31 protein-coding genes and 1 pseudogene are annotated in these 26,041 nt (G+C 46.0%); 11 read left to right on the top strand and 21 right to left on the bottom strand.

Annotated elements, in window-relative coordinates; translation table 11 throughout:
- Positions 1 to 456: pseudogene (locus tag QFX30_RS03595) on the top strand (hypothetical protein); the annotation flags it as partial.
- A gap of 122 nt (positions 457 to 578) precedes the next feature.
- Here the strand turns inward: QFX30_RS03595 and QFX30_RS03600 are convergent.
- The gene (locus QFX30_RS03600; RefSeq protein ID WP_300488379.1) at positions 579 to 1,091 is read right to left on the bottom strand and encodes a DUF1802 family protein; all 513 of its coding nucleotides are present in this window, start codon (positions 1,089 to 1,091) and stop codon (positions 579 to 581) included.
- 122 nt (positions 1,092 to 1,213) lie between these two features.
- Here QFX30_RS03600 and QFX30_RS03605 point away from each other — a divergent pair, with 122 nt between their 5' ends.
- From QFX30_RS03605 to QFX30_RS03615, 3 genes are all read left to right on the top strand, one after another.
- On the top strand, positions 1,214 to 1,486 hold the full coding sequence (locus tag QFX30_RS03605; RefSeq protein WP_300488382.1) for a hypothetical protein: 273 nt from the start codon (positions 1,214 to 1,216) through the stop codon (positions 1,484 to 1,486).
- 316 nt (positions 1,487 to 1,802) lie between these two features.
- Positions 1,803 to 2,672, top strand: coding sequence for a hypothetical protein (locus QFX30_RS03610; protein WP_367186127.1), 870 nt, complete (start codon positions 1,803 to 1,805; stop codon positions 2,670 to 2,672).
- Positions 2,673 to 3,074: 402 nt separating this feature from the next.
- The gene (locus QFX30_RS03615; protein ID WP_300488388.1) at positions 3,075 to 4,559 is read left to right on the top strand and encodes an MBL fold metallo-hydrolase RNA specificity domain-containing protein; all 1,485 of its coding nucleotides are present in this window, start codon (positions 3,075 to 3,077) and stop codon (positions 4,557 to 4,559) included.
- Between the two features lie 68 nt (positions 4,560 to 4,627).
- Here the strand turns inward: QFX30_RS03615 and QFX30_RS03620 are convergent, their stop codons facing one another.
- The 10 genes from QFX30_RS03620 to QFX30_RS03665 form a co-directional block, all read right to left on the bottom strand.
- Positions 4,628 to 6,685 (bottom strand): right-handed parallel beta-helix repeat-containing protein, encoded by a 2,058-nt coding sequence (locus tag QFX30_RS03620; protein ID WP_300488391.1) that lies wholly within the window; start codon positions 6,683 to 6,685, stop codon positions 4,628 to 4,630.
- A gap of 148 nt (positions 6,686 to 6,833) precedes the next feature.
- Complete coding sequence (locus QFX30_RS03625) at positions 6,834 to 7,496, bottom strand: chitobiase/beta-hexosaminidase C-terminal domain-containing protein (protein WP_300488393.1); 663 nt, start codon at positions 7,494 to 7,496, stop codon at positions 6,834 to 6,836.
- A 385-nt stretch (positions 7,497 to 7,881) separates the two neighbouring features.
- Positions 7,882 to 8,493, bottom strand: coding sequence for a chitobiase/beta-hexosaminidase C-terminal domain-containing protein (locus QFX30_RS03630; protein WP_300488395.1), 612 nt, complete (start codon positions 8,491 to 8,493; stop codon positions 7,882 to 7,884).
- A 40-nt stretch (positions 8,494 to 8,533) separates the two neighbouring features.
- The gene (locus QFX30_RS03635) at positions 8,534 to 9,064 is read right to left on the bottom strand and encodes a THUMP domain-containing protein (RefSeq protein WP_300488398.1); all 531 of its coding nucleotides are present in this window, start codon (positions 9,062 to 9,064) and stop codon (positions 8,534 to 8,536) included.
- Positions 9,065 to 9,175: 111 nt separating this feature from the next.
- Positions 9,176 to 9,373: a hypothetical protein gene (locus QFX30_RS03640; protein WP_300488401.1), complete on the bottom strand. Its 198-nt coding sequence runs from the start codon at positions 9,371 to 9,373 to the stop codon at positions 9,176 to 9,178.
- Positions 9,374 to 9,382: 9 nt separating this feature from the next.
- Positions 9,383 to 10,492 carry an aldo/keto reductase gene (locus tag QFX30_RS03645; RefSeq protein ID WP_300488404.1) on the bottom strand — a complete coding sequence of 370 codons (1,110 nt, stop codon included), beginning with the start codon at positions 10,490 to 10,492 and terminating at the stop codon, positions 9,383 to 9,385.
- Between the two features lie 10 nt (positions 10,493 to 10,502).
- Complete coding sequence (locus QFX30_RS03650) at positions 10,503 to 10,931, bottom strand: DUF1284 domain-containing protein (protein ID WP_300488407.1); 429 nt, start codon at positions 10,929 to 10,931, stop codon at positions 10,503 to 10,505.
- On the bottom strand, positions 10,885 to 11,547 hold the full coding sequence (locus tag QFX30_RS03655; RefSeq protein ID WP_300488409.1) for a biotin transporter BioY: 663 nt from the start codon (positions 11,545 to 11,547) through the stop codon (positions 10,885 to 10,887). The genes QFX30_RS03650 and QFX30_RS03655 overlap by 47 nt, the downstream gene beginning before the upstream one ends.
- Positions 11,548 to 11,692: 145 nt before the next feature.
- Positions 11,693 to 13,027 carry a deoxyribodipyrimidine photo-lyase gene (locus tag QFX30_RS03660; RefSeq protein WP_300488411.1) on the bottom strand — a complete coding sequence of 445 codons (1,335 nt, stop codon included), beginning with the start codon at positions 13,025 to 13,027 and terminating at the stop codon, positions 11,693 to 11,695.
- A gap of 10 nt (positions 13,028 to 13,037) precedes the next feature.
- Positions 13,038 to 13,973: a DUF523 and DUF1722 domain-containing protein gene (locus QFX30_RS03665; protein WP_300488414.1), complete on the bottom strand. Its 936-nt coding sequence runs from the start codon at positions 13,971 to 13,973 to the stop codon at positions 13,038 to 13,040.
- Positions 13,974 to 14,105: 132 nt separating this feature from the next.
- Here QFX30_RS03665 and QFX30_RS03670 point away from each other — a divergent pair, with 132 nt between their 5' ends.
- Genes QFX30_RS03670 through QFX30_RS03685 form a run of 4 tightly spaced genes read left to right on the top strand, consistent with a single transcriptional unit; the run spans position 14,106 to position 16,543 of the window.
- Positions 14,106 to 14,735, top strand: a complete 630-nt coding sequence (locus tag QFX30_RS03670; RefSeq protein ID WP_300488415.1) for a response regulator — start codon at positions 14,106 to 14,108, stop codon at positions 14,733 to 14,735.
- Between the two features lie 16 nt (positions 14,736 to 14,751).
- Positions 14,752 to 15,090, top strand: coding sequence for a histidine kinase dimerization/phosphoacceptor domain -containing protein (locus QFX30_RS03675; RefSeq protein WP_300488418.1), 339 nt, complete (start codon positions 14,752 to 14,754; stop codon positions 15,088 to 15,090).
- Positions 15,087 to 15,437 (top strand): sensor histidine kinase, encoded by a 351-nt coding sequence (locus QFX30_RS03680; RefSeq protein WP_300488421.1) that lies wholly within the window; start codon positions 15,087 to 15,089, stop codon positions 15,435 to 15,437. The genes QFX30_RS03675 and QFX30_RS03680 overlap by 4 nt, the downstream gene beginning before the upstream one ends.
- Before the next feature lie 50 nt (positions 15,438 to 15,487).
- Positions 15,488 to 16,543, top strand: coding sequence for a histidine kinase dimerization/phosphoacceptor domain -containing protein (locus QFX30_RS03685; protein ID WP_300488423.1), 1,056 nt, complete (start codon positions 15,488 to 15,490; stop codon positions 16,541 to 16,543).
- Positions 16,544 to 16,576: 33 nt separating this feature from the next.
- On the opposite strand, the gene QFX30_RS03690 is transcribed toward QFX30_RS03685, so the two are convergent.
- The 10 genes from QFX30_RS03690 to QFX30_RS03735 form a co-directional block, all read right to left on the bottom strand.
- Positions 16,577 to 16,927: an ArsR/SmtB family transcription factor gene (locus QFX30_RS03690; RefSeq protein ID WP_367186128.1), complete on the bottom strand. Its 351-nt coding sequence runs from the start codon at positions 16,925 to 16,927 to the stop codon at positions 16,577 to 16,579.
- An 18-nt stretch (positions 16,928 to 16,945) separates the two neighbouring features.
- Positions 16,946 to 17,389 (bottom strand): universal stress protein, encoded by a 444-nt coding sequence (locus QFX30_RS03695; protein ID WP_300488428.1) that lies wholly within the window; start codon positions 17,387 to 17,389, stop codon positions 16,946 to 16,948.
- A gap of 33 nt (positions 17,390 to 17,422) precedes the next feature.
- Positions 17,423 to 18,178, bottom strand: coding sequence for an NAD(P)-binding domain-containing protein (locus QFX30_RS03700; protein WP_300488431.1), 756 nt, complete (start codon positions 18,176 to 18,178; stop codon positions 17,423 to 17,425).
- Between the two features lie 8 nt (positions 18,179 to 18,186).
- Positions 18,187 to 18,381 carry a hypothetical protein gene (locus tag QFX30_RS03705; protein WP_300488434.1) on the bottom strand — a complete coding sequence of 65 codons (195 nt, stop codon included), beginning with the start codon at positions 18,379 to 18,381 and terminating at the stop codon, positions 18,187 to 18,189.
- Between the two features lie 22 nt (positions 18,382 to 18,403).
- Entirely contained in the window at positions 18,404 to 18,634 is a 231-nt protein-coding gene (locus QFX30_RS03710) for an MTH895/ArsE family thioredoxin-like protein (protein ID WP_013296100.1), read from the bottom strand.
- 13 nt (positions 18,635 to 18,647) lie between these two features.
- A complete protein-coding gene (locus QFX30_RS03715; RefSeq protein ID WP_300488436.1) occupies positions 18,648 to 19,616 on the bottom strand; it encodes a permease in 969 nt (322 codons plus the stop codon).
- 119 nt (positions 19,617 to 19,735) lie between these two features.
- Positions 19,736 to 20,659 (bottom strand): site-specific tyrosine recombinase/integron integrase, encoded by a 924-nt coding sequence (gene xerA / locus QFX30_RS03720; protein WP_300488438.1) that lies wholly within the window; start codon positions 20,657 to 20,659, stop codon positions 19,736 to 19,738.
- A gap of 47 nt (positions 20,660 to 20,706) precedes the next feature.
- A complete protein-coding gene (locus tag QFX30_RS03725; protein ID WP_300488441.1) occupies positions 20,707 to 22,212 on the bottom strand; it encodes an ATP-binding protein in 1,506 nt (501 codons plus the stop codon).
- Between the two features lie 19 nt (positions 22,213 to 22,231).
- Positions 22,232 to 23,377, bottom strand: a complete 1,146-nt coding sequence (gene dnaG / locus QFX30_RS03730; protein WP_300488444.1) for a DNA primase DnaG — start codon at positions 23,375 to 23,377, stop codon at positions 22,232 to 22,234.
- 60 nt (positions 23,378 to 23,437) lie between these two features.
- Complete coding sequence (locus QFX30_RS03735) at positions 23,438 to 23,854, bottom strand: toprim domain-containing protein (protein ID WP_300488447.1); 417 nt, start codon at positions 23,852 to 23,854, stop codon at positions 23,438 to 23,440.
- Between the two features lie 153 nt (positions 23,855 to 24,007).
- On the opposite strand from QFX30_RS03735, the gene QFX30_RS03740 reads away from it, so the two are divergent.
- The 3 genes from QFX30_RS03740 to QFX30_RS03750 are packed head-to-tail and all read left to right on the top strand — an operon-like array spanning position 24,008 to position 26,030.
- Positions 24,008 to 24,301: a DUF211 domain-containing protein gene (locus QFX30_RS03740; RefSeq protein ID WP_300488450.1), complete on the top strand. Its 294-nt coding sequence runs from the start codon at positions 24,008 to 24,010 to the stop codon at positions 24,299 to 24,301.
- Positions 24,302 to 24,311: 10 nt separating this feature from the next.
- On the top strand, positions 24,312 to 24,965 hold the full coding sequence (locus QFX30_RS03745; RefSeq protein ID WP_300488452.1) for an RraA family protein: 654 nt from the start codon (positions 24,312 to 24,314) through the stop codon (positions 24,963 to 24,965).
- Between the two features lie 9 nt (positions 24,966 to 24,974).
- Positions 24,975 to 26,030, top strand: a complete 1,056-nt coding sequence (locus tag QFX30_RS03750; protein ID WP_300488455.1) for a UPF0104 family protein — start codon at positions 24,975 to 24,977, stop codon at positions 26,028 to 26,030.
- Positions 26,031 to 26,041: the final 11 nt, after the last annotated feature.

Below are 26,041 nucleotides of genomic sequence, written 5' to 3' on the forward strand. Positions count from 1 at the left end.
GAAAATGGTGTTGCCTGCTGTGACTGCAGCTGCGGTAACATTGCGATGATGGAGTGGGCCATGCAGTACCTCAACCCTGATCTCCTTGCAAGGGTTAAGGAGAAACTGTATGCGGCCACAAAGAGCTCAGCATTTGCTCCAGCAGGTGGATACCAGCCTGATGTCCCTTCAACCCCGAAACCGGGAGAGCCAGGTACAGGGTCAACTTCAGCCGGGCGAACCTCATCATCAGATAGGCCAGATGTAAGACCCGGTGATGCTGGTACTTCAGGTTCTGAGGTTACCGGTGCCTCCCCGGATTCGCCTGGTGCTGAGGCCGGGAAGGCCTATGAGGTGAGCAGGGCCACTGCATCACAGGGTTCAAGTACCGGAATGCCAGTATACGCCATAATCGGTGTTATAGCACTGGTAGCCCTTGTTGGCGTCGGATACTTCCTTGGAACTGGAAGAAACTAAAATTAATTAATTTTTTATTTTTTAATTTTTTTCAAGTCACTAAAAAGCATTAGTTCTTAAAAAGTGTACTTTTTTACACTTGAAGTGTACGTCTGAGTGTGTTGTTAAGTAATAATTATAGTTCAACCCCTGAGTTCCTCAAGGATTGAACTGAACTCATCATCACCAATAACAGGTTCAGCCCCGTCTATATCAACGGGTTTCAGGGTATTGGCATAGACCATTCCCCTCGTCCTCCCTGTGAAGACAGGCTCCCTTAGCCTGAAGACCCGGAGAATCCAAACATAACCTCTCCGGTCGAGGTAGGATCGGACGTGCTCCGGGCTCCAGATATGATAATCACTGAACCTTCCAAGGCGATTTGAGGGTCTCTCAATAACATCGACAACCTCTGCAAGGTACCTGACAGCCGCCATATCACCCTGCATCTCAGGGAGCTTCCGTTCACTTACAAAGTCATGGTACTCGGCCTTGAAGGCCCCCAGAAAGTCATCGTTCAGGGCATAACTTTTTGTGGGGTAGAGGAGGAACCTCGGAGCCGACGTCCTGTACTTCCTGATAAGAAGGGTCTGAATACCCTCACCAAGGGCCTCCACCACCGCATTCCACTCATTGAGACACTTTGTCATCTCCATAATTTCACCTGTAGATATTATCCTGTAAATTATAAATACCATTCATCATCTTCTGACAATTCAGCACCCATACCTGCAAGTTCCTGAATAAATTTAAGTTGCCGGGGAACATAGAAACATTGATGAAAAGGGAACTAATCTCACTTCTTGTACTCCTCCTTGTCCTTTACCAGCTGGATGCTGCGGAAGCAGTTAATCTCACAGGCCACGTGAGGTACCTGAGCAAGGATATAGGGCCACGACCAGCAAGCTCCCATGCAGAGGCAGAGGCTGCAGATTACCTGGCAGCACAGTTCAGAAAATATGGACTTAAAACAGAGGTCCAGGAATTCAAATATTACTCACTGAGGTCAGGGGACGTTAAAACATCCAGGAACGTGATTGGAACCATTTAGGGCCTCTCAGAGAGGGAGGTGGTGATATGCGCCGACCTTGATACTCCACAGGATACATTAACATCAACCTAAATTGAAGCAGAGTACCGCTCTGAGATTATACGCAAGGTAAAAGGGAACATTCTATCCGCCCTGAGGTTCAGTCTTGACTGGGGGCGGCTCTCTTACTGGTGGCTATGATTTTATCCCTTTTCCTCATACCTGAAGGAGGCACTTCTCATGATTAAAGGATTCGATGAACCTTTATTCGATGTTTTGAAGCATCTGGCATCTGAGGGAGGAAAAATGTATGTTGACGCTCTACAATCCAGAGGACATGAAGTTTGAGGAGTTGAGGGTCCATTATCCATTACTTTATGGTTTCATAGATTTTCATCCATTTCAAATTAACAAAGATGGTGATGAGATTAAAATAAAATTAGCAGATAATAAACTGTTTTTCACAGTTTTAGATGGGTTCAATGTTTCAATTGAGTCCAATACAAGATTAGAAACAGATATGCTCACACGAATGTTTAAATTAAAAGGTAAATTTTTTGCATATATATCCCCACATTCAGGAGATCCTGTAGATTATAGGGATTATAAAGACTTTTTAATCAAATTTGAGAATATTCTGTCATTCATAACCGAAAAACCATTTTATGCTTCATGTATTCAGGGAAAAAGTAGTGATGGAGAATGGAATAACATCGGAACTCATGTGACCCCAGGTAAAGTTATGTCAAGTGGACCTGAAAGTTTTAGAATTAAATTTTCTGATATAAAAAGTGAGTTTCATGATATACTTTCAAATGCCATTGATTCATCCTTTCAGCATGTCTTGGGATTCTACGTGGATCACCTTTATAATACACGTAAGTCGCTTGAAGAAGAGTTTTTGAGCTATGTTAATGGACTGGAGGCTTATCATAAGATCTATTTTAATAGTGAGGTTAGTCTGAAGACCCGGTTAAAGGAATTAAAGGATTATAGCGACATGAACATCACACCAAGGGAACTGGACAGAATTGTTAAGATTAGGAACTATCTTTCTCATGGTAGGATAGAACACGATCATAATGAATTAAATTACCTACAAACTGATTTTGAACTTCCTTATAAAATCAGAACCTTTCTTAAACGATGTCTCCTGAAAAAATTAGATTTCAGGAACGATGAAATAGAGGCCTTATGGAGTATATGATAAAATGTAGACCTTATGGGTCTCTAGATCTAGATTAATTATAAAAGGTAGGCTCACTATCATGTTCTTCGTAATATGGAAATATAACGCAATAATCCATTCGTTTTGCACCCATAGTTTTCAACCTTTAACCTGTTCTATTAAACTTTAAATCATAAAAAATTGGAAATTTTTAAATATATAAACAAATTATATTTAATATGCAGGACCAGTTGATTCATGGTTGTTTCAGCATGATGGGGGATCACAGCCTTGAATATTCTGGATCACAAAAAAGGGGGTGATTGTATGGATGATGACTGCTGCAGGGGAGTTCTGGGGTGTGTGTTTGGCCTACTTCTGCTTTACTTCATACTCAGCATACTCGCATAAGTAACCCTATGATAACTCTGGAGGCGTATCATGGTGGATTTCAAATTTTATGGTGGAGTTGATGAGATCGGTGGTAACAGGATAGAGGTATCCTGCAACGGTGATGGGATATTCCTTGACTTCGGGATGAGGTTCAACATTGAGAAACTCTACTTTGATGAGTTCCTGCAGCCAAGGAGCTTCAATGGTCTCGGTGACCTCATGGAGCTTGGGGCCCTCCCAAGGATAAGAGGGGTTTACCGTGAGGACCAGATGAGGTACCTTGGAATGAAGTTTGAGGAGGAGCCGGCGGTATCAGGGGTGCTTCTGAGCCACCCCCACCTTGACCATGCAGGATGCCTCAAGTACATACGCCACGATATACCCTTCTATATGACGGAGGAGAGCTTTCTAGTCCTTAAGGCCATAGAAGAAACTTCAAATGGGAACCATGATCTCATTCAATACAACCCAAGGTTTCATTTCGTAGAAAAAAAGCGAAAATTAGGGAACACATCACATAAAAGAGACGATGATACCAGATTAAACAGGCCCATAAATCTTCTTAAACCCTATAAAACTCAGTACACGAGTGAATTTAGCATTACACCAGCACCAGTTGACCATTCGGTCCCAGGCTCCTGCGCGTACCTGATAGAATCAGAGGAGGCAATAGTATACACTGGGGACATCAGATTTAAGGGTCGAAGGGATCATGAATCCAGAAAATTCGTTAAAAAGGCAAGGAAGTTTTCCCCAAACATCCTCATAACAGAGGGGACAAGGATAGACCAGGATAATAGTACCTTCGAGGAGGATATTGAGAGGAGAACAGCAGCTATAGCCTCACACCACAGGGGACTTGTCATTGTCAATTACCCCATAAGAGACCTCGACAGGTTCCTGACATTTTACCTGGCCGCCAGGAACTCTGACAGGACACTTGCAGTGAGCCTGAAACAGGCCTATATCATTAAACTGTTTGAGGACATGGACTACCCGTCTCTCAGGGATCTTGCGGTTTACCTTCCAAGGAAAGTGTGGGGACTTATCGGCGAAGATGCGTATGTCTGCTTTGATGGTGAATGGATACCTGCAGCTGACCTCCCTGAGGAATACATCGTTCAGGATTACAGGGGATGGGAAAGGCAATTCCTTGAACTGGACAACATCATAACCTACAGGGACCTCCAGGAGGAACCAGGGGAGTACCTCTTCCAGTGCGACTACTTTGACTTCAAGGAGTTCATAGACATCAAACCTGAGGGCGCGGCCTACATCAAGTCCAAGACTGAACCCTTCAATGAGGAGATGGAGATCGATGCAGAGAGGGAGAGCAACTGGCTTAGGCACTTTGGCATAGCACAGTACAGGAGGTTCCACTCCTCAGGCCATGCAGGAAGATCTGACCTTGTGGAGATGATACTCGACGTGGAACCGGAGGCCATATACCCCATTCACACGAGGAACAGGGAGGAGTTCATGATGTTTAAGGAGGAGGGTATTAGGGTTCTTGATCCCGTAATGAAAAAATAGTGGATGATTCATACAAGGCTAGAGCCTCTAAAAAATGAGGGGGAAAGGTTAATCCTAAAAAGTCAATTTTAAAGTCTCCTTATATTCCCCTTTTTATTTCCTGATGCTGTGTTCTTTGCAAGGGTTGAACGCTTGCCTGAGGAGTATATGCCGTAGTAACTGTTGTATGAAGCCCGGTTGTATGCTATGACCGCCCTGTATGAGGCTGAGTTTATACCTGAACCCTTATTTCTGTTTGCAGTGTTGTAGTATATCTTTGCATAGCCTCCCCTTGCAGTTATGCCGTCGCCACCATTGTACTGCAGTGTGTTACGGTAGATGGTTACAGATGAGCCCCCAATGTATATGCCGTAGCCCCTGTTGCTGCCTATGGTGGATGAATAGATAACTGAACCGGCACCGGCGACATAAACACCATACCTGTTACCTGTTACGGTGCTTTCCTCCACACCTGTGGTTCCTCTGGCGTTTACACCGCAGTTTCTGTTTCCAGAGACCCTGGTCAGAATTATCCTGGAATTTGTTGCAGTGTATACACCATCAGTGTTTCTGAGGGATGTGCAGTTGTATACGATTGAGTTCTTACCATAGACAGCTATTCCTGCGGCAGCATTGTCTGTTGCATTCACTGATCGCACGATTGTATCGGCACCATTAACCTGAACCCCGTTCTGATGGTTTGAACTGCTGTTCCCTGATACGATGTAGCTCCTGGCCCCTGTAAGGTATACGCCACTTTTGAGGTTTTCAAGTGCTTCGAAGTATGCCACCGTGGTGTTGTATCCTGAAGCGTATATCCCATGCAGCCTGTTGAGTTTCACGGTGACATCAAATATCCTGGCATTGATCCCTGTTGAGTTGATACCGCTGAGGGTGTTGTTGGTGGCGTTCCTCACATATGAAAGGTAAAGGTCCTTCCCCGCGGAGTAAATACCGTTGAGGCCATTATTTTTAACCTCAACGAACCATATGTATGCGTTATCACCGAGGCTTGAGATCCCGTTATGGGAATTTGAGGAGACGTCCAGTATTATCTGCATGCTTGCATTCTGTCCAGCTGAGAGTATACCGTTCTCGCCATTGTAGGATGCGCTGGTTATATAGAAGAAGCTAGCATTGCTCCCTCTGGAATATATTCCATTTTTTCTGTTGAAACTTGCATCCACATACCTGAATGAGGCATTTGAGCCTGTGGAGTAAACCCCATTTTCACCGTTGTAATATGAGTATGAACTGATAACAGAGCAGCTGGGGCCAGCCACATGTATGCCGTTGCGGGTGTTGTTCTGCGCATAGGATCCCTGAACTATGGACCCATTTCCTGAAACATAGATACCGTCGGCACCTGAGTACTTGACGGTATTCTGGGTTATATTTGCCCATCCACCTGTTGAGTGGATTCCTGTGAGGTTGTTACGGAGCACTGTGTTGTTGGTGATCCTTGTACCATTACCTGAGGAATTTATACCGTGCCCTGAGTTGAAGGATATGCTGTTACCTGCTATTGAAACACCTGATGCGTTTGAGTTTATCCCATCCCCCTTTGAGAGGTAGATGGTGTTACCTCTGGCCACACAGCCATCCCCCCTTATTAAAATTCCGCTTCCGTTGCTGTTCGTTATGGTGTTACCTGTGATTGTTGCGTTTTTCCCGGTCACAAGGATACCATGTGATGCTGAAGCGTTTATTAGACTGTTGCTTATGGTTACATTATCACCCCTCACGGTAAGTGATGTGGGGGAGCTGAATATCCCTGAGCCATTGACTTCACACGAGTTGCCGTTTACAACCAGTGTGCCTGTGATGTTTGTCCTGTTAAGGAAGCTTTTGTTACCGTTTAACTCAATTGATCCATTAACACTGAAACCGGTTATGTTTGCTGAGGAACTTACGTCAATGAACCCGTTGAGCTGCACAATGCCAGATGCCACTAGGTTAATGGCCCTGTTAATGAGGATGTTAACGTTTTCATATATTCCCTCAAGAAATGTGATGGTATCTCCATCCTGGAGGGTGTAATCTGTGCCGTTGAGGGTGAAGTTCTCTGAGACGCCGGTGGCTGTGAATATCTGCAGGTAGGTTGTGTTATCCACGGTGTAATCTGCACCGCAGCTGCAGCCTGTCATTATGAATGATATGAGGAGAATAAGGGGTAGTGTTCTTAGTTTTTTAATAATTAAACCTCCTTTATCATCTGTGAATGTATATTATCTTGGATCCTGAATATAAATTTTCAGAATCCAGTATTAACTAAAAAAAAGATTTGTGCGGAACTCAGGCTGTGGCCTGAAGTTCCTGGTAGGTCTGTTTCACCTGCCTGTAGGTCCATTTGTATTTCCAAGTGTATCTCCACTTACCGCCTCTCTTGTACCATTTTTTGTACCATTTCTTGACCTTAACATTTGATATCCTGACCTTGTTGACCAGTTTTGCGGGCGTGTTTTTGATTATGCCCATCATTGTTGTGTTTGTGCTGTTTTTGAAGTATTTCAGGATTGTGTTTCCTGTTAGGGCGATTGTTCCGTTGTAGAGTGTGATGTTGCCGTTGCCTATCTGGTAGTATGTGCCGTTTTCGAGTTCTATGATTGGTGTCTGGTTGAATATCAGTTTAGGGTATGTTCTGTTGGTGATGTTTCCTGTTAGGGCGTGGTTTATTATGCCGTATTTCACGGTGCCGTTTTTGATTACCATGTACTTTATGTTGAGTGTCCTGTTGAGGACAATTGGGGCTGTGTACCGTGTACTATTAACTGTCGGGATGGAACCATCAATGGTGTAGTAGACGCCATCTGCGGGTGCTGAGGTTACTACAAAGTCCCCGGAACCCCCTATTGGCAGTTCTCCAACGCTTATATCATCGGTTGCAGCTGCCTGTCCCATTCCAGCAATAACCATTGCGACAAAGACAGCCATAATTAAACCAGCTGTTCTTTTCATACCAAACCTCCCTTTTAGTATGTAGTACATTCAGATACATTAATCATAAATTATATATAAAATTTTTTATTTAATCATAATTAGAAACTATTAAATACTAAAATAAAATCAAGTTTAAATATTATAAAATTAATTTGAATTAATCTATATTTAAACATAACACATTTTGGCAATAACCTGTGCCTCTGCAAACTTCTCTGAGCTGGTGAAAATCAGAAGACCTCATCTAAGCTTTCATAAATCAAAACATCATTCAGTTATAGAATGCTAAAAGAGATCGATATTTATTTTAAAACCACAATATGAAGCATATAAGCTCCAAATAGTCCAGTTTAAGATTTTTTTACATATAAAAAAAGGAAAGTGGGCGGTTAAAGTTTGAAAGCTAGATTGGCTGGAGTTCCCTGTAAATCCTCTTTACCCATCTGTAGGTCCAGTAGTATCTCCACTTACCGCCTCTTCTGTACCATTTCTTAACCTTGACCTTGATCCATTTGGCCTTTTTGACAGCTATTGCAGGTGTGTTTTTGATTATGCCCATCATTGTTGTGTTTGTGCTGTTTTTGAAGTATTTCAGGATTGTGTTTCCTGTTAGGGCGATTGTTCCGTTGTAGAGTGTGATGTTGCCGTTGCCTATCTGGTAGTATGTGCCGTTTTCGAGTTCTATGATTGGTGTCTGGTTGAATATCAGTTTAGGGTATGTTCTGTTGGTGATGTTTCCTGTTAGGGCGTGGTTTATTATGCCGTATTTCACGGTGCCGTTTTTGATTACCATGTACTTTATGTTGAGTGTCCTGTTGAGGACAATCGGAGATGTGTACTTGGTACTTTTTACAGTGGGCATGGCACCGTTGATGGTGTAGTAAACACCATCCTCTATAGTTGTATTTCCAGCCACAGCAACTTTTAAGGGTGCATTAGCAGCCACAGCACAACCCGTTCCAGCCAGGACCGCCACAGCAAAAAGAACCATGACGACGCCAGCATTCATTTTCATGAAAAAACCTCCTTCTATATTTTAGTATCTAATGTGAATTTCACCCCTTCTTCAGAACATCATGGGGCTTGAGTACGCTAACACCGGTTGCCTCACCCACAACCTCTATCTGTATAATCCAGTCGGGATCCTCGGACTCCTTGATTGGAAATCTCTCCATTAAAAAATCTGAAACTGCTTCAACGACCTCCTCTGGAGACTTTATGTACCTCCGCCCCCTGAGGTCACAGATGACCCTGAAACTCTCCCCTACCTTAACCTTCTCAGATACCAGGCTCGCAACTCTTTCGATTATACTGTCCAGCCTTGTTCTCACAACAGCCTCAACAGGGACGACCTTGGATATTACAGTAGTTGGAGAATTTCTGATTATATTAACAGCCTCAAATGGGTCCATATCAAGATCAAATTTCAGGACATTTGGGAAATTAGAATCCCTGACCCTGAGTTCGCCTTCGTACCTTGAAAGCGCCATCTCGATCTCTTCAATGCCAACTATCTCCTCACCTGCAGGGCCACCCTTCTGACCGCTTAGGGTTACGATGAGGTTGAAATTTTCAGGAGCCTTCAAGAAATCACACCCCCTATCATACTATGTTGGGGGATATATAAGTCATTATCCATGTAGCTATGATTAAGACATAGTATGTCCATTTTCCTTCTTCTGTAAATCCATTTAAATCTAGGGTTCAAGGTCATATATCAGAAATCCCAATATGAATCCAAATATTCCAAATGCAACAAAACCTTCAATGGCTGATCTCAGAACGTTCCAGTCCACAGCCATCCTCCCGATCATCCCCCATATAAAAAGGACGGCAGAGCCAAGCACCGCGAGTATTAGCCCAATCTTGATTGAGTATCTGATCCTTTCAAGCAAGGGGTTCACCTATCCAAGTTTTTCATGGACCCTCCTGAGTTCAGAGGGTATATCGATCATCTGGGGGCAGGGCATGCAGGAGCCGCATTCTGAACAGTTTGATGCCCGCTCCCTGGCATCCATGATTTTCCTGTACTCAGTTTCCACTCCCTCAGTGCTCATGAACCGGTATACGTCATTCAGAAGCCTGAAGTTGCGGGGTATGTCAACACCCTCAGGGCAGGGCATGCAGTATCCACATTCTGAACAGGGAACACTCTTCCTCATGCGATAGGCCCTTTTAACTTCCCTCAAAATTTCGCGGTCATCTTTGGTGAGCTCCTGGGAGTTCAATGCGATTTCAACATTTTCCCTGATCTCGGATACACTGCCCATACCGCTTAGAACCACGTCAACATCATCCATATCCCATAGATACCTGAGACACCACTCCACAGGCTTTCGGGGGGTCCTGGCCATTTCATATATCTCCTGGACTTCCTGTGGGATGTTACGTACAAGTGAGCCTCCCCTCAGTGGCTCCATTATCACAGTACCGGCACCAAGTCCGTGGGCATATGCAAGGGTGGCGGGGTTTGCCTGGTGGTCATCCACTATATTGTGCTGGACCTGAATGACATCCCATGTGTATGAGTCGGCTATCTCAAAGAATACATCGGCTGTATCATGGAATGAGAATCCAACATAGATTCCGTCATCCCGGAGTGAGTCAAGAAAATCAAGGACCTCCATATCCTTGAGGACCAGCCAGGAATCCTTTTTGAGGTTGTGAAGGAGGTATATATCAATTTTGCCTCTGAGGCGCTTCATCTGCTCCTCAAAATACATATACATGTCCTCTCTTCTGTTAACGAGCCAGGTGGGAAGCTTGGTTGCCACCACCGCATCGTCCCTGTACTCATCATTTTCCGAGAGAAATTCCCCAACGAAGACCTCGCTTTCACCGCCATGATAGGTGTAACCGGTGTCAATGTAGTTTATGCCGCTCTCAAGGGCAAACTCCATAATCTTCGCTGCAGATCCTCTCTCAAGTTTACCGTTCACCTCAGGGAACCGCATGACCCCAATCCCCAGTATCGAAGCAGATATTCCAGTTGAACCGAGTTTTCGCCGGATCATCATTTTCACCTCAGGGATTTCTGTGTACCAGGCAGACGTCAATCCAGGAACATTCACAGCATATCTCAGTTAATTCAGGGGAATCTATGATTGGGGAGATTAGGTCATCGATTTCTGTGGATGTCAGTTCATCCCCACTCTTTATACCCATTAAATCCATGAGCATCTGATCCATGAGCCTCACGGTGTCTTCGGCCCTCAGGCAGGCGGATTCATCAAGGAATGGACATGCAGCACAGATATCATCTGGAAAATCAACAATCATTATTGGCTTCTTGGGATTATCATGGATCCACTTGAGGATCCTCTCCATATTATCAATGAATTCCCTGCTGTATCCGTATCCCTGAAACCCCCGCATACAGAGGAGGTGATGTGCCCTGATTATCAGCTCAGGGCAGCCTCCATCCAGGGAATTTATGGACGTCAACCTCTTCACCGTAGGGCTCCTTTGGTGTTATGGCCCTTGTAAGTGCCGCAGCCCCTGTTATCTTAAGCAGATCGCCGGGTATGAACGGTAAAAGCCCCATGGCAAGGAGTTCCCATGCTGATGGCATTTGTCCTGTTGTCTGCAGGGTCCAGAGGCCCAGAACAAGAAGTCCTGGGATGTAGATAAGGCCAAAGTTTGCAACAAGCATCAGTGCCATCATCGGTGTGAACTTCCTTGATCTAATGTGTCTGTCAACGAAGTGGCCCAGCAGCAGCGCTGCAAGGACGAATCCAATGAGATATCCTCCTGTTGCACCCATCAGTACATTGACTCCACCTGTCATACCTGCGAACCAGGGCACCCCTGCTGCACCAATGAGGACGTATATGATCTGGCTCAGTCCACCCCAGTACCTTCCAAGGACAACACCTGACATGAGGACTGCCAGTGTCTGGGCTGTGATGGGTACCGGGGTCCATGGTAGTGGAATCACAACCTGGGCCATTATACCTGTTATACAGGCCATGAAAAATGCCATAACTGTCTTGCTGATCCATGTCTGATTGTGTCTCCATCTGAACAGACTGTAACGCATCCTGTAGTATCCTTCAAGGTCAATGTTCATATCATAACCTCCATGGAGTGAGAGTAATTGGAATCCCTTAGATAATTGGGTGTCGGATGATAAAAAAGTTTTGCTGGGTGAGGGTTTTTCATGAGTATCTGTTTCTGTGGGATGTTCTCTGTGATAAAATAATGTGTGGCATCATTTACTCTTCCAGCTCCTGAACTCTCCTCACATATTCACCTATCCGGAATTTCCGTTCAAGTCCACGGTCATTCATGTACCTGACCTTTCCGAATATCTCCCTTTCGGCCCATGCCCGGTCATGTTTACCGAAACACCAGGCGACCCCTGTGAAGCCATTGGGGTCCCTGCCATCTATCTCATATTTATCATTGAGGTAAAGTGCTATGTCGTAGGCCCTTTCAGGGTGATCTGTCCACTCAAGAATCTTTTTACCCCAGTACATCCTCATGTAACCGTGCATCTTTCCGGTGATAACCATCTCCTTCTGGGCGGCGTTCCAGTAGGGGTCATGGGTTCTGGCCTCCTCAAATTCCCTGATGGTGTACTCGTATTCCCGGGGGTCCCTTGCGTGCTCCATGAGGGTGTTCATGGCCCACTCAGGAAGACAACTTATGCTGCTGTAACTCTCACTGTAGTGCACAAAGTTCATGCTGAGTTCCCTTCTAACAATGAGTTCCTCAAGGAATTCAGGGCATTTTCCTGCTGCTGATGCTTTTAGGGCAAGGTAAAGCGGTGATATGTGTCCAAAGTGAAGGTATGGACTCATATTTGAGAGACAGTTCTTAACAGGGTCATTCCTGTACTTCTCAAAACATGAAAGTTTCTCTGAAATAAACTCATCAAACAGCCTTATTGCCTCAGAGGTTCCACCCCTGAAGATGGAGGGCTCCAGTTCTTGAGGGGCCCTGAATTCTCCGGTGACACCACGAAAGTCAGGGCCGGGGTCGAGGTCAAGGGAATCCAAAGCCAGTCTTCGCTCCTGGAGGGGGACCATGAACCTTTCAAGCTTCCTTGTTATCTTTGGCCTGAAGGTGCCTGCAGAATATTCCTCCTTGGGGGAGGCTGTTTCAACAGGTACTATAACGTTGCTTTCAACCTGCATCAGGGGGATGTGGAGTGATTCAGCGACTTCATCCACCCATTCCCTCTGAATGTCAAGGTATCCCCTGTCCACCACCACTGCAGAGGCCTCATCAGCGTACTTAATAACAGCTGAGGGGGGTCTTTCATTTTCAACCACGAGCCTCACACCCCTCTTCATGAGGGCATCCTCCACGTCCCTCAGGCCCTCTATGAGGAACCTGTAGTGGCGGGAGTTGGCATTGGGGAATTCATCTGTGAGTCCAAATATGGCGATCAGCGGTTTATGGAGGCTGTTGGCAGTTTCAATTGCATATTCAAGGGCATGATTCCAATGTGCCCTCACCGAGGCCTGCATCCAGTAGATGACGTACTTACCCTCCCTAGCTGGTTTTTCAGTGTTGAGGCTCCTTATCCTCTCATCATGTATCATCACCGCCACCTCAAACGATGAGGGTTACAGGCACAAGTTCACGGGGGTATGGTTCAAAGATGGTCTGGCCCTCAAGGTACTCATCCCCGAATCTCACGACCCATGACTTCAGTATGCTAAGGGGCACAAGAAGTGGCATGATCCCTTTACGATACCCCTCAATGGATTCAAGGAAATAACTCTTCTCCCTTCTATTTAACTCTGATGAGAAGTGACCGAAGGCATGCAGGAGGCTGTTTATGATTCTTTCAGGTTTCAGAGGGTCTCTTATAACGCTGCAGAGGGTTTCAGAGTATCTCTTGAGGGTGTCATCGTGATCCTTCTGCTCTGCTATTATCCTCCCGAGTGTCCTCTGCCCCTCTGGACTGTAGGACATAAGGAGCAGCTTGTTTGATGTGTGGAACTCTATGAGGTCAGCTAGGTCTTTCACCGCACGGAAATCCCTCACCAGGTAGAGCTTTATGAGGAAATCCTCCCTTATCTGAAGGTTCCTGAGGCGCCCCTCATCCTCAAGGGGGAGGTGGGGGAACCTTTCCATCACAGCCCTTCCAAAGAACCCCACTCCATGGCTGCCAGGTCTTTTACCAGCGCCCATGTAGACCTTAACATTCCTTATACCGCATGAAGGGGATTTGTTCTTTAATATGAATCCATCTACCTTGTCCAGTGAATCCAGAAATGAGGTTATGAATGAATTCATCTCCTCTGTTAGATCCCTCCCGGTTTCGGGTTGAAAAAGTCTGAATTCCCCGTTTTTTATGGTTATATGTATTGGTGGTCTTGGAACACTGAGGCCTATCTCAACCTCAGGGCAGACTGTGATGAAATCAGCGTAATCAGAGAACTGCCTCACAAATGGGCTGGATATCATTGAGCCGTCATAGCGACAGTGATCCTGTTCGATGCAACGGCTGAGTACAACGAGTGGTCTTCTGAATCTTCTCATAAATAATTATTATAGGGCAAGAGATAAATAAGACTTGCCCAGCAGATTTAGGCGTGTCATAGAAATGGCTGTGGCGAATAAATAAGACCTTTTCGACATTCATTTATGAATCATAGCCTATAAGAGGATAGGATGACATGCGGGATTCTCATACTTGAGGATGTCCCCCTTGATGTTGAAGTGATGGAGAGGGAGATAAGGCGCTCAGGAATTGACTTCATATCAGAAACGGTTGAAGGTGAGGAGGATTTTGTAAGGGCACTTAATGAATTCAGGCCGGATGTTATACTGGCTGAACATTCACTACCATCCTTCGAAGGCCTCTCTGCCCTGGCAGTAGCACGCAAGCTGTGTCCAGATGTGCCTTTCATATTCGTTAGTGAAAAGATAGGTGAGGAATTCGCGGTAAAGGCACTTAAGAGTGGGGCCACAGATTATGTTCTTAAGAGCAACTTCTCAAAAGTCCCGGTTGCAATAAGAAGAGCACTAAGGGAGGTTGAAAAGGAGAGGAAACTTGTGAGAACAAGAATATCCCTTGCAGAAAGTCACTGGCAGCTGAAGGAGGCGCAGAGAATAGGTAAGATAGGAAGCTGGCAGTGGAATTTTGATTCAGAAACATTTTTATGTTCCGATGAGGCCCTGAGGATACTTGGAATCAGAAAGGATGATTTTAGGGGCACCCTTGATGAGATGGTATCAAGAATTCACCCTGAGGACAGGGAGTCCTTCATTGATTCAATCACAAAAAGGGGAGCCGTTTGAGGGGGAGTACAGGGTATTGAGGGATGAATCGGTGGCATATGTACTCTTCAGGGCAAAGGTACTCTCTGACTCCCGGGGAAACCTCACATCCATGATAGGAATAAAGCAGGATATAACAGAGGACAAAAATATCAGAAAATCCCTGGAGGCCTCCCTAAGGGAGAGGGAATTCTTGATGTCTGAGATACACCGCAGGGTCAAGAATAACCTTCAGCTTATCATAAGCCTCCTGAGGCTTCAGTCCAGGTACATAGATGATGAGGAATCCCTTGAGATATTCACCGAGTGCCAGAACAGGGTGCGGTCCATAGCCCTTGTACATGAGAGGCTCTATGGCTCCAGGGGATGGCCGTGAACCTATCTGACTACATTGATGAACTCATTGGTGAACTTAAGGGCATGTGCCGCGGTAGGGATGTGGTGTTCAGGTTGAACCTAGCTGAAATTGAGACAGGGATCAATACCGTGGTTTCCATTGGTCTGATAGTCAACGAACTTTTAACAAATGCCATAAAGCATGGTACAGGGGATTCAGGGGAGATAAAAGTTGAACTTGACTCATTCAAGGATTCAGGGGTCCTGATAGTTGCCGATGATGGTTCTGGCTTACCCGAGGATCTTGATCTTTCAGATCCCCCAATTTTTGGTCTCAGGCTGGTTAATTTCATGTTAAGCAGAATCAGGGGCTCAATTTCGGCGTAGAATCAAAATGGCGCGATATTCAGGATCACGTTTGATCTTGGTGATTGATGATGAGGAGAAGGGTTGTCATTGTGGAGGACGAGGAACTGGTGGCCCAGGATATCCGGGCGATCCTAGAGGATGCCGGTTATGAGGTCCCCGCGATATTCCATTCAGCTGAGGACCTCCTTGAGGAAATTGAGGACCTCCAGCCAGACTCCATAATAATGGACATCATGCTTGCTGGTGAAATGGATGGGATAGAGGCTGCGAGGATCATAACAGAGAAGATAGACGTACCCATCATATACCTCACAGCCTACAGCAGCAACGATATCCTCAAGAGGGCAGGTGAAACAGAGCCCTACGCATACCTGCTGAAGCCATTCCATGAAAGGGACCTCAAGGTCAACCTTGAGATGGCAATCCAGAAGCATGAGGCAAAGAGGAACAGACTTAAACTCATCCGTGAAAGAACTCTGAATGAATACCTTAAAAGGTCAATAGCTGAGAAGGAGGCGCTTCTACGGGAACTTCACCATAGGGTCAAGAATAACCTTCAGCTTATCATAAGCCTTCTTTCACTTCAGATAAGATATGCTGAGGATCCTGCCATGGAGCACTTCTTCAGGGACTACGTTAACCAGCTGAGGTCCATCGCGGTTATACATGAGAGGGCGTACCCATCAGGTGGCAGCTACATTATTGATTTTGGTGATTACCTCAGAAGCATCTCCTCCCAGCTTCTAGAATCATATGGAGCATCATCATCTGTCCGTCTGGATATAATGGCAGATGATGTGCGCCTGAATATGGACACTGCGGTCCCACTGGCACTCATAATATCGGAACTGATATCAAATTCACTGAAACATGCATTTGAGGGTGAGGGGAGGATAACGATTTCCATTGAAAAAATGAATGGCTCCTACCTGCTGGTATACTCTGATGATGGAAGGGGGCTTCCTGAGGGAATAAAATTCCCGGATGGGGGATCCTTTGGGTTCAGGATGATTCAAAACCTTTCCATTCAGCTTGGGGGCAATATAAGGATGGAAAAACCTGAAAGGGGAGTTAAATTTACATTTGAATTCACTGAACAGGTCTACAGTGACAGGATGTCCTGATATAAAAGAAATCCCTGATTCTTAAAGATTATCTCAGTATTCCAGGTCATTCAGGAGGTATTCAACCTTTGATGGGAGGCTATCATCTGATAGCATGTAGTGGACCCACACCCCTATCTTCTCTGATTTAAGGAAACCAGCCCTTTTAAGTATGTTGAGGTGATGTGAGACCGTTGGCTGGGGCTTTTCAAGGGCTGCCATAATTTCACAGACACAGAGCTCACCATCAGATAAAAGATGGATTATCTTGAGCCTCGTTGGCTCTGCGAGGGCCTTAATGGCATTTACATCCCTTTCTATTTTATCATCATCAGGCAACCTTTCAAGCCTTTCCTTAAGTCTCTCAAGCTGTTCAGGGCTTGGTTTATCTGCTGAACATGTCATCATAACGATTACCTGTCTTCAATCTTTTTTGCTGTGAACAACCAGTACAGGGACGGCAGCGTGCCTTACAACCTTCTCTGAGACACTCCCCAGAATGAACCTTTCAAGGGCGTGCTTTCCTGATGCACCAACGACTATGAGATCGACATCTTCATCATCAGCTACCCTGAGGATAGTATCTGCAGATGGTCCCTCAAGAACCATCTTCCGAACCTTAACAGGACCCTCCATGGAGCTTGCGAGTTCCTCGACCTTCTCCAGAGCTTCCTCGGATTCCCTTCTGAAGAGTTCTGTAACCTTCCTTGTTAGTTCTTCAACCGGGAGATTCTGGAGCGCCTTTGTTTCAGTAACTGAGAGTGCTATGAGTTCTGCCCGGTTCTGCCTGGCGGTTTCAATGGCGTATTCCGCAGCCTTCATTGAGCATTCGGATCCATCTGTTGCAAGCAGTATCCTTTTATACATCTTTTACCTCCAGATAATTCATCCATAAACACTTTAAAGTTTCTCCTTAAGGTTCCTGTAGAGTGCTGTGAGTTTATCCCTGTAAATGGCTCTTATATGGTCTTCTTCAGTGGTGAGGGGTTTTATGGGAATCAGGTCCATGAGCACATCTCTTTGAGGGTAGCTGTAGAATGCTTCAACCGCACCAAGGGTCATTGATGAGACTGCCGCCCTGGCCTCTTCGGTGTCCATCCCGAAGTCCACGGCCAGCCTTTCAAGTTCATCCAGCTGGAACCATAGATAGGTGGGGCCCATTGCAGTTATAATTGCGTATGCCTCAAGTTTTTCCTCATCAACCTCTGGAAAGTCTCCTAAAGCTTCAAAAATTGATTTCAGATTTTCTTTATCTGATTGGGATGCTTCACTGGCTATGCAGAATGGGTTGTATCCTCTGTTGATGATTGAGGGGGCGTTGGGTATAACCCTCGCAACCTTCGGGTGGTTCATGGCATTCTGCATGTAACCCATGCTTATTCTTGGTGCAAGGGATACCACCAGGGAATCCCTGGGCGGCTTTATATTGGCGATGACATCCTTCAGGACAGGTGGGTGGAGCGCCAGGAAGATCAGGTCCCCCTCAGCGTTTCTGCAGTCGGTTGATGTATTAACACTGAACTCTTCCTCCAGACTTTTCAGTGTTCCCCCATCGGTGTCACAAACCATAACGTCCTCTGGAGTCCTCCCGGCCCTCTGAAGGCCTCCCAGGATTATTCTTACTACCCGCCCCCCGCCTATGAATGATATTTTCATTTAAATCATCATTTCATTTTTCTTTCACAGTCCATACAGTAATCTGTGTCCCTGTCGGTTTTGAATAGTTTGCCGCATCCCTTACAGTTAACATATCTGAGTCCTGATTTTTTCTTTTCAAGGATACCTGTCTGGCATGCACAGGCCCTTGAGGTGATCATGGCCTTTATTTTACCCTCAAAGCCCTTTTCTTCTTTGACCATTGAATTCACCATAAAAAGTGGATCAGGAGAGGATCTTCATTATCTCTTCCTTTGAGGCGACCCTTCCCATGATTTTGAGTTCACCGTCAACTGCAAGTCCAGGGAGGGCTGTGAGTCCCGCTTCGAGTATCTCGTCCATGTCCTTTACCTTCTCGAACTCTGCATCTATTCCCAGTTCCTTAACGGCTTCCCTTGCATTTTTCTCAAGCATCTGGCAGTTTGCACATCCTGTACCGTATATCTGTATCTTCATCTTATCACCTCAATCATATTATTAGGTTGAATAGGTAACCTGTAAGTGTTATGGAGACTGCGAGTATTGCTATGAATGTTCCAAGTAGCCTGGGCTTCATAACCTTCCTGAGGATTATCATTTCAGGAAGGGATAGGGCTGTTATTGACATCATGAGTGCCAGGGCGGTTCCTGCGGCCATTCCCTTCTCTATGAGTGCTGATATGAGGGGTATGGTCCCTGCTGCATTTGAATAGAGGGGGACACCTATGAGTACGGCCATGGGTACTGCGAGGATGTTGTCTGAACCGGCATATTGCAGCAGGAAATCGGATGGGAGATAGCCGTGTATCCATCCGCCTATGGCTATCGCGATTATTATGTAGGGTGAGACCCTGCGAAGTATATCCTTCATTTCGTTTTTTGCTATGATGTATCTTTCCCTGAGGGTTGGTTTAGGGAGCTCAACATCTGCTGTGCCCAGCGCCTTCATCTTCTCAAGTGTCTCATAGACGTAGTCCTCAAGCTGGCTTTCCATTTTGAGTTTTCCTATGAGCACACCGCCGATTACCGCTATTAGGTACCCTGATATGATGTAGAATGTGGTTATCTGCCATCCAAAGAGTCCCAGTAGGAGCACTATTGCTATTTCGTTTATCATGGGTGATGATATGAGAAATGAGAATGTGGCTCCCAGGGGCACGCCAGCCTCAACGAACCCTATGAATAGTGGGACCGCAGAACATGAGCAGAATGGTGTTATTATACCTACAAGGGCTGCAATGAAGTTTCCCGTATACTTGTGCCTTTTTTCAAGGATCTCCCTGACCCTGTTGGGTGGTATGTATGTCCTTATGAATGATATGAAGAATATGAGTGTTGCAAGGAGGATGAATATCTTTATGGTGTCGTATATGAAGAAGTTAACGGCACTTCCCAGGTGTGATGCGGGTTCAAGCCCAATGAGATTGTAGGTTACATAATCGGCAAATTCCTGTAACAACCTTTAACCTCCAGATCAATATATTCAAATCTATGGATACATTGATGTTGCAACTTATATAACTTTCGGTATCAAATAGCACTCACGGAGGATAACCCACTGTAAAAATAAGATTGAATCTAAAGAAGCTTTGCACGATCATAAACATTTTTAAGCGTCTGCATGTCCACACTGGTGTAGATCTGTGTGGTTGAAAGATTTGAATGGCCCAGAAGCTGCTGTATGGCCCTTATGTCCACACCATTCTTGAGGAGGTGGGTTGCAAAGGAGTGCCTGAGGATATGTGGGGTCACCTTCTTGTTTATGCCCGCCTTCCGGGCGTATTTCTTTATCATCATCTGGACGTACCTTGGTGTGAGGGGATCCCCAAAGCGGTTTAGGAAGAGGTACTCACTTTCATGAATCCTCCTGGTGAGGTACTCCAAAAGGAGGTCCCTTGTGCTCTCATCAAAAAGAACTATACGATCCTTATCACCCTTACCCCTTATCCTTATTGTACGCTCACCTATGTCAATATCATTGACCTTGAGTGAAACAAGCTCGGAGACCCTGAGGCCTGAGGAATAGAGGAGCGAGAGTATCAGTCTGTCCCGGGTCTTTATGAACCTCTTAATGGCCGAACCGTCATCTGAGAGTTCAACGGCATTTATGAGCCTCATAACCTCATCCTCATTGAGGGACTTGGGCAGGGACTTCGTCCTCTTGGGAGCCTTGACCTCCTGGAGGCAATCTATTTCACTGAACTCAAAGAACTTCTTGATAACAACGGTAACAAGGTAAATGTAGTTCTGGGTGACGTTCTTCTCCCTCTTAAGGTACTGTATGTACCTCTTGAAGGACCTCAGAACCCTTCTATCATCGTAGAGGTCATCCTCTTCCATCAGAAATTCGTAGAAGTTTTTAACAATGGACCTGTAGGTTTTGATGGTGTTGGGGGAGTAGTTCCTGATTTCAAGTTCCACAAGGTAGTCCTCAATGAGTTCCGGGAAATTGTAGCGTTCAAGAAGACCCTGTTTTTCCTCTGCCTCTCTCTTCATGTTCATGGTATCTAACCTAAATGTCCACTTAAATCTTGCGGATCACTGGGGTATCACATGTAGCTTCGGTCTATGTTCTCACTGTTATAGCTCTGATGTGACATCCTCTGTGAACTTGAGAGGTCCTTTTCAAGGGCCTTCTCATAGCTCTTGTACCTCCTGAGGATCTGATCCTCAATGGAAACAGCCTTCCTTATCGCAACCTCCATGTGTTTGGTCTCGATGTATTCGCTGCCATCCATCACAGCAAGGTCCCCGGCCATCCTCACCACACCACCAAGGTCCCTGAGGCGGAGTGTGAGTGCATCATCCATGTCGTCAATGACCCTCGCCCTTCTCCTCGCCTCCTCAATAAGGAGCTCCACAGCAGCGGCCCGTGCATGGGGTATCTTCCCATCAAGTTCTATTTCCTGTGCAACAAACTGCACGATTTTTGCCCTGTTCTCATCGGTGTCGGGCATCGTGGTATTCAGGAGAAGCTCATAGCCCTCCCCCTGAACCCTTGAGCGAAGAGGGGGGAGTATGTACTGGAGATCAGCAATGTTACAGGCACCCACAAATATGAAGTCACAGGGGACCTCATCAACCTTAACTGAACTCCCGGCACTCTGGGGGTTCCTTCCGACTATGGGGAATGTTTTATCCTGCATGGCAGTGAATATGAACCTCTGAAGGCCTGCTATGTGGACTATCTCGTCTATGAAGAGCACACCCTCATGGGCCTCGTGGATTGCGCCCGGAACCACACGTTCATAGGGCTGGGAACCCAGGTCAGGGTGTCCCCCGTAGGGGTCGTGGCGGACATCACCCAGGAGTTCGGTTTCACTTGCCCCCGTGGCCTGAATGAAGGTTTTCCTCTCAAGGGGGACTATGACGTTTCTGGGTTTCTCTTCAACCATCTGCCTCCTCTTCTCAAGGGCCCTCTGATCAAGAACCTTGATACTGTCTCCACCGACCCTCTCATAGATCACAACCTCCTCAACACCATCCATGATCCTCGTGGTTGTGACCCTCTTCTGGGGCACGCTGAGGCTCCCTGAACTCATCTCGAACATACCTAGGAGGTCCCCGATATGCTTCCTCCTTGCCTTGATATGGGAGAACTTATCACCGCCACACTTGGGGCAGATACTGTTGTAGGCGCTGCTGTACTCGCCGCAGTGTATGCACTTGAATCCCAGGCGTTCCGCAACAGCCTCAGGGACACTATGGGGGTCTATGAGTTCACCCTCAGCCCTTTCAATCTCAAGAATTTCATCCTCTATTTCCTTACGGCTTTTAACCTCAACAAATGGCCTTTCAGGCCTTTCAGGATTATGGACTACTGTTATCTCCTCTGATGGTTCAGGGAGGTGAAATGATATTGCCTGTGCAAGCAGGGACTTTCCTATACCTGGCGGACCCACGAGAAGCAGGTGCCGCCTCTGCTTTGCAGCTATTTTTATCATTGGCATGACGTCCTCATGCCCTATGACCCTTTCAAGGGGATCTTCAGGTATCTTAATGTCTTCTGTTGTGTTTATATCCTTCAGGTACTCACGGTTCATGTCGACATACATTTTGATGCCTTCTATGGATTCAGGTGTGACCCGTTATGAGTTTGAGGTTGTGGGGTTTCTTGACAATGTCCCCGCTCCTCACAGCCACAAGGTATCTGAGGCCCTTCTCAAATGAGAGGTCAACGAGGCGCTGTGTTATCACACCATCAAAGACCACCGCGTAGGGATGGTTGTTGACGCGGCTGAGTTCATCGTAGAGGTTCTCAACCTTGACCTCCTTCAGTATGTTGAGGGCGTCATCCAGTATCTCAGCATTTCCTGTCCCCTCAAGTTCCTTCAGGATGTTCCGGAGGAGCACCATCTTGTCCTCTGATTTCTTCTTCTCCTTCTGCATCCCAAGGTCATGGTAGAACTGCTCAACCGGCACCTTGTTTCGGAGGGCCATCATGATCTCATCCTTCTCAAGGTCCTCCACCTCTTTGCCCTTGGGGGCCCTTGTGACGTAGTCTATGTCCCCTACCTGTAGGAGCTCCTTGAGGATGAGTTCACCGCCCCGGTCACCATCAACAAAGGCTGTTACCGTTTTCTTCTTTGTAAGCTCTGCAACGGTTTTTGGCACACTGACCCCCTCAACTGCAATGGCGTTCTTTATACCGTACTTGAGGAGGTTGAGGACATCGGATCTCCCCTCCACCACGAGTATGGCGTCTGAGGTTTCAACGTTGGGCCCTGCTGGGAGCTTTTCCTCGCCGTACTCTGTGATTTCATGAACCCTCATGGCCTCCTTGACCTCTTCTATCATCCTGAGGCTTTCAGGGGCAACTTCCTCCATCATACTGGCGTATATCTCCTTGGCTCTCTCAACGACCCTTTTACGTTTAACCGCACGGACGTCCTCAACCTTTGTGACCTGAATGTAGGCTTCACATGGTCCGACACGGTTTATTGTTTCAAGAGAAGCTGCAAGGATGGCGGTTTCAACCCGGTCAAGGCTTGATGGGATGATTATCTCCCCCTTTGATTTACCACCCCTGGATGTGATGTTGACCTTGATCCTACCGATTCTACCTGTTTTCTGGAGTTCCCTGAGATCTAGGTCATTGCTGAGAAGGCCTTCAGTCTGTCCAAATATTGCCCCAACAACATCAGGTTTCTCAACGATTCCGTTAGCATTAATTTGAGCGTGAATGAGGTATTTGGTTGTACTTATTTCTTCTTTTCCCATGTAAACCCTCCTTTGAGGAATGAACCGGTTATCAAATTGAAAAATATGATGATAACAGTTTCAGATATTATCAAGGGGGTATGGGCATACCTCCAGCTTCAGCCTTTCGATGTATGATGGAAGGCTCTGTATGTCCTTGATGTATTTTCTGGTCATTCCCATGAGTCTTCGCCGTATTCTGAGGTCTGGATTTGCTCCAAGGCTCTGTATATCAGCGTACAATCTTTTTGCAAGTTCACTGCCCTTCCTGTCAAAGTCTGTAAGTATGATGACCCTCGAGGCATTGGCTGCCTGGAGGGCGATTTCAGAAAGTCCCATCATGGAACCTGAAACCTTTATGAAGGGTCCCTGGACACCCAGTTCCCTCAGGGCCTCCTCGTCCTTCCGGCCCTCAATGAGAATGGGTACTCCAAGTTCTCCCTGGTATTTAAGTTCATTTATTTCATGGGTTATCTGCTGAAGCTTTATAAGAGACATATTAAGCCCTTTCAGTAGCTTGATAATATCTATATTTTATATGGAGATACTGATATATAAAATAATCACAGATGTCCCGCTATGAATGGGACTATATTTAAATATCCTTTCTATCATAATACCCATATCATTTTAAAGAATCATGGAGGAAAGATGGTGGCTAAGGGCCTTATAAGAATTGTTCTGGATATACTAAAACCACACGAACCCATAATACCTGAATATGCCAAGTACCTCAGTGAACTGAAGGGTGTTGAGGGTGTTAACATAACTCTTATGGAAATCGATAAGGAGACAGAGAACATCAAGGTCACGATTCAGGGAAACGACCTGGATTTTGATGAGATAACAAGGGCCATTGAGAGTTATGGGGGATCCATTCATAGCGTTGACGAAGTTGTAGCTGGAAAAACCATGGTGGAAGAAGTTACAACTCCCCAGGATTGATCATATGGCCATGAAAGGCATAAAGCCCATTGAACGCCTGAGAAGTTTCCGCAGCCCAGGGGATCCCCTGAGGCTTCTTTCTGACATATCGGCCCCCCAGGTTTCAGATGCACTCAAGGCGGTGGCCGGTATAAATGGGGTTATACCTTCCATAAAGCCCGTTAACAACCTCAGGCTCTGTGGATGGGCTGTGACCGCAAGCACATCAAGCAGTGACTGGGGGACCTCTGTAATGGCCATAGACGCTGCAGGTAAAGGTGATGTTGTTTTCATAGGGACTGATGGCGATGATATGGCTGTCTGGGGGGAGCTCACATCAAAAACCGCCATGGCTAAGGGTATAGCAGGTGCTGTGATCTATGGATCCTGCAGGGATAGGGATGCACTTCTTGAACTTGATTTCCCGGTATTCTCCAGGAATTATGTCCCATGCGCCGGCGAACCCCTCGCAGAGGGGGGGCTGAAAGTGACCCTCGAGTGCGACGGTGTCAGAGTTGAGAGTGGAGACTTCATCTTTGGGGATGAATCTGGAGTGGTTGTGGTTCCAGCTGAAATTGTACCTGACGTTGTTCGTGTGGCAATGGAAATCAAAAAGAAGGAATCATCCATCAAGGAGAAACTTGCCGAGGGTTTCACTCTTTCTGAGATTCTTGGATTGAAGTAGTGGGTTTCCATGAGAGAGAGGGACGTTTTTGCTTACATAGGGGAGAATAAGCGTACCATAATTCTCTCCTTCATTGCTGTTGCTGTCCTTATATTCATTATAGGATTATTTGCAGGTTTTGGGGATATTCTGAGGGCCCTTGAGAGGACCAGCCCCTATTTTCTTGTGCTGAACTTTCTTCTGGAGGCACTTATACTTGTGCTGTGGACGGTGAGATGGCGGCTTATACTGAACCTGGTTGATGATGCTCCATCGTTTCCCAGGCTCATGATGCTTCTTTTTGCAAGCATTTTCGGTAACAACATAACCCCAGGGGCTGCAGGTGGCGAGCCACTGAGGGCATACCTCTTGCGGGAGGTTGAGGGGACTCCATTTGAGATAGGCTTTGCATCGTCAACAGCGGACCGGGTATTTGAGTTTATACCCTTTGCGGTTATATCAATTCTTTCCGCCATCCTTATAATGACTTGGAGCATATCCGTCTGGACGAGGGTTATTGTAAGTATTCTCATCTTTTTCACAATCGCATTTTTCTCAGCTGCAATTTATGCCGGAATGAACCGTGATATTGCCCAGAGACTTGCCCTATCTGTTGTGAGAAGAGCTGTGGAGTGGTTTTCAAGGTTCAGGAAGGGTGATATCAGTTTCTCAAGAATACATGAGAGGGTCATATTCTATATAAACAGGTTCAGTGAGGGCTTTTCAACAGCGATAACTGATAAGAGGGTCTTTATAGCTGGTTTTTTTGTTTCGCTTGGAATGTGGGCCCTTGATGTCTGCCGCCTCTATGTTTGCTTCCTGGCGGTTGGGGTTTCACCACCTGCAGTGCCCCTTATAATAATCTACACAGTGGGGATTCTGATATCACTTTTACCACTCCTACCTGGATCTCTTGGACTAAGGGAGGGCATACTTGTGGGTTTATTTGCTGTTGCAGGGATAGGGGCTGATTATGTCATGGCTGCCAGTGTGGTTGATAGAATCGCAAGTTACTTTGCACCCACAACTATAGGTTTTTTTGCAGCGCTATACTACGGGAGATACATAATGGCACAGGGGGATTAATTCAAAAAACC

The sequence above is a fragment of the Methanothermobacter sp. genome, from assembly GCF_030055435.1.
GTDB lineage: Archaea > Methanobacteriota > Methanobacteria > Methanobacteriales > Methanothermobacteraceae > Methanothermobacter.

What these genes read in the sequence shown, in the direction of transcription:
- QFX30_RS03600 (WP_300488379.1), bottom strand. Translation starts at nt 1,091, where the DNA reads ATGGAGATGACAAAGTGTCTCAATGAGTGGAATGCGGTGGTGGAGGCC.
- QFX30_RS03605 (WP_300488382.1), top strand. Translation starts at nt 1,214, where the DNA reads ATGAAAAGGGAACTAATCTCACTTCTTGTACTCCTCCTTGTCCTTTAC.
- QFX30_RS03610 (WP_367186127.1), top strand. Translation starts at nt 1,803, where the DNA reads ATGAAGTTTGAGGAGTTGAGGGTCCATTATCCATTACTTTATGGTTTC.
- QFX30_RS03615 (WP_300488388.1), top strand. Translation starts at nt 3,075, where the DNA reads ATGGTGGATTTCAAATTTTATGGTGGAGTTGATGAGATCGGTGGTAAC.
- QFX30_RS03620 (WP_300488391.1), bottom strand. Translation starts at nt 6,685, where the DNA reads ATGACAGGCTGCAGCTGCGGTGCAGATTACACCGTGGATAACACAACC.
- QFX30_RS03625 (WP_300488393.1), bottom strand. Translation starts at nt 7,496, where the DNA reads ATGAAAAGAACAGCTGGTTTAATTATGGCTGTCTTTGTCGCAATGGTT.
- QFX30_RS03630 (WP_300488395.1), bottom strand. Translation starts at nt 8,493, where the DNA reads ATGAAAATGAATGCTGGCGTCGTCATGGTTCTTTTTGCTGTGGCGGTC.
- QFX30_RS03645 (WP_300488404.1), bottom strand. Translation starts at nt 10,492, where the DNA reads ATGATCCGGCGAAAACTCGGTTCAACTGGAATATCTGCTTCGATACTG.
- QFX30_RS03655 (WP_300488409.1), bottom strand. Translation starts at nt 11,547, where the DNA reads ATGAACATTGACCTTGAAGGATACTACAGGATGCGTTACAGTCTGTTC.
- QFX30_RS03660 (WP_300488411.1), bottom strand. Translation starts at nt 13,027, where the DNA reads ATGATACATGATGAGAGGATAAGGAGCCTCAACACTGAAAAACCAGCT.
- QFX30_RS03665 (WP_300488414.1), bottom strand. Translation starts at nt 13,973, where the DNA reads ATGAGAAGATTCAGAAGACCACTCGTTGTACTCAGCCGTTGCATCGAA.
- QFX30_RS03670 (WP_300488415.1), top strand. Translation starts at nt 14,106, where the DNA reads ATGACATGCGGGATTCTCATACTTGAGGATGTCCCCCTTGATGTTGAA.
- QFX30_RS03685 (WP_300488423.1), top strand. Translation starts at nt 15,488, where the DNA reads ATGAGGAGAAGGGTTGTCATTGTGGAGGACGAGGAACTGGTGGCCCAG.
- QFX30_RS03690 (WP_367186128.1), bottom strand. Translation starts at nt 16,927, where the DNA reads ATGACATGTTCAGCAGATAAACCAAGCCCTGAACAGCTTGAGAGACTT.
- QFX30_RS03695 (WP_300488428.1), bottom strand. Translation starts at nt 17,389, where the DNA reads ATGTATAAAAGGATACTGCTTGCAACAGATGGATCCGAATGCTCAATG.
- QFX30_RS03700 (WP_300488431.1), bottom strand. Translation starts at nt 18,178, where the DNA reads ATGAAAATATCATTCATAGGCGGGGGGCGGGTAGTAAGAATAATCCTG.
- QFX30_RS03705 (WP_300488434.1), bottom strand. Translation starts at nt 18,381, where the DNA reads ATGGTCAAAGAAGAAAAGGGCTTTGAGGGTAAAATAAAGGCCATGATC.
- QFX30_RS03710 (WP_013296100.1), bottom strand. Translation starts at nt 18,634, where the DNA reads ATGAAGATACAGATATACGGTACAGGATGTGCAAACTGCCAGATGCTT.
- xerA (WP_300488438.1), bottom strand. Translation starts at nt 20,659, where the DNA reads ATGAACATGAAGAGAGAGGCAGAGGAAAAACAGGGTCTTCTTGAACGC.
- QFX30_RS03725 (WP_300488441.1), bottom strand. Translation starts at nt 22,212, where the DNA reads ATGTATGTCGACATGAACCGTGAGTACCTGAAGGATATAAACACAACA.
- dnaG (WP_300488444.1), bottom strand. Translation starts at nt 23,377, where the DNA reads ATGGGAAAAGAAGAAATAAGTACAACCAAATACCTCATTCACGCTCAA.
- QFX30_RS03735 (WP_300488447.1), bottom strand. Translation starts at nt 23,854, where the DNA reads ATGTCTCTTATAAAGCTTCAGCAGATAACCCATGAAATAAATGAACTT.
- QFX30_RS03740 (WP_300488450.1), top strand. Translation starts at nt 24,008, where the DNA reads ATGGTGGCTAAGGGCCTTATAAGAATTGTTCTGGATATACTAAAACCA.
- QFX30_RS03745 (WP_300488452.1), top strand. Translation starts at nt 24,312, where the DNA reads ATGAAAGGCATAAAGCCCATTGAACGCCTGAGAAGTTTCCGCAGCCCA.
- QFX30_RS03750 (WP_300488455.1), top strand. Translation starts at nt 24,975, where the DNA reads ATGAGAGAGAGGGACGTTTTTGCTTACATAGGGGAGAATAAGCGTACC.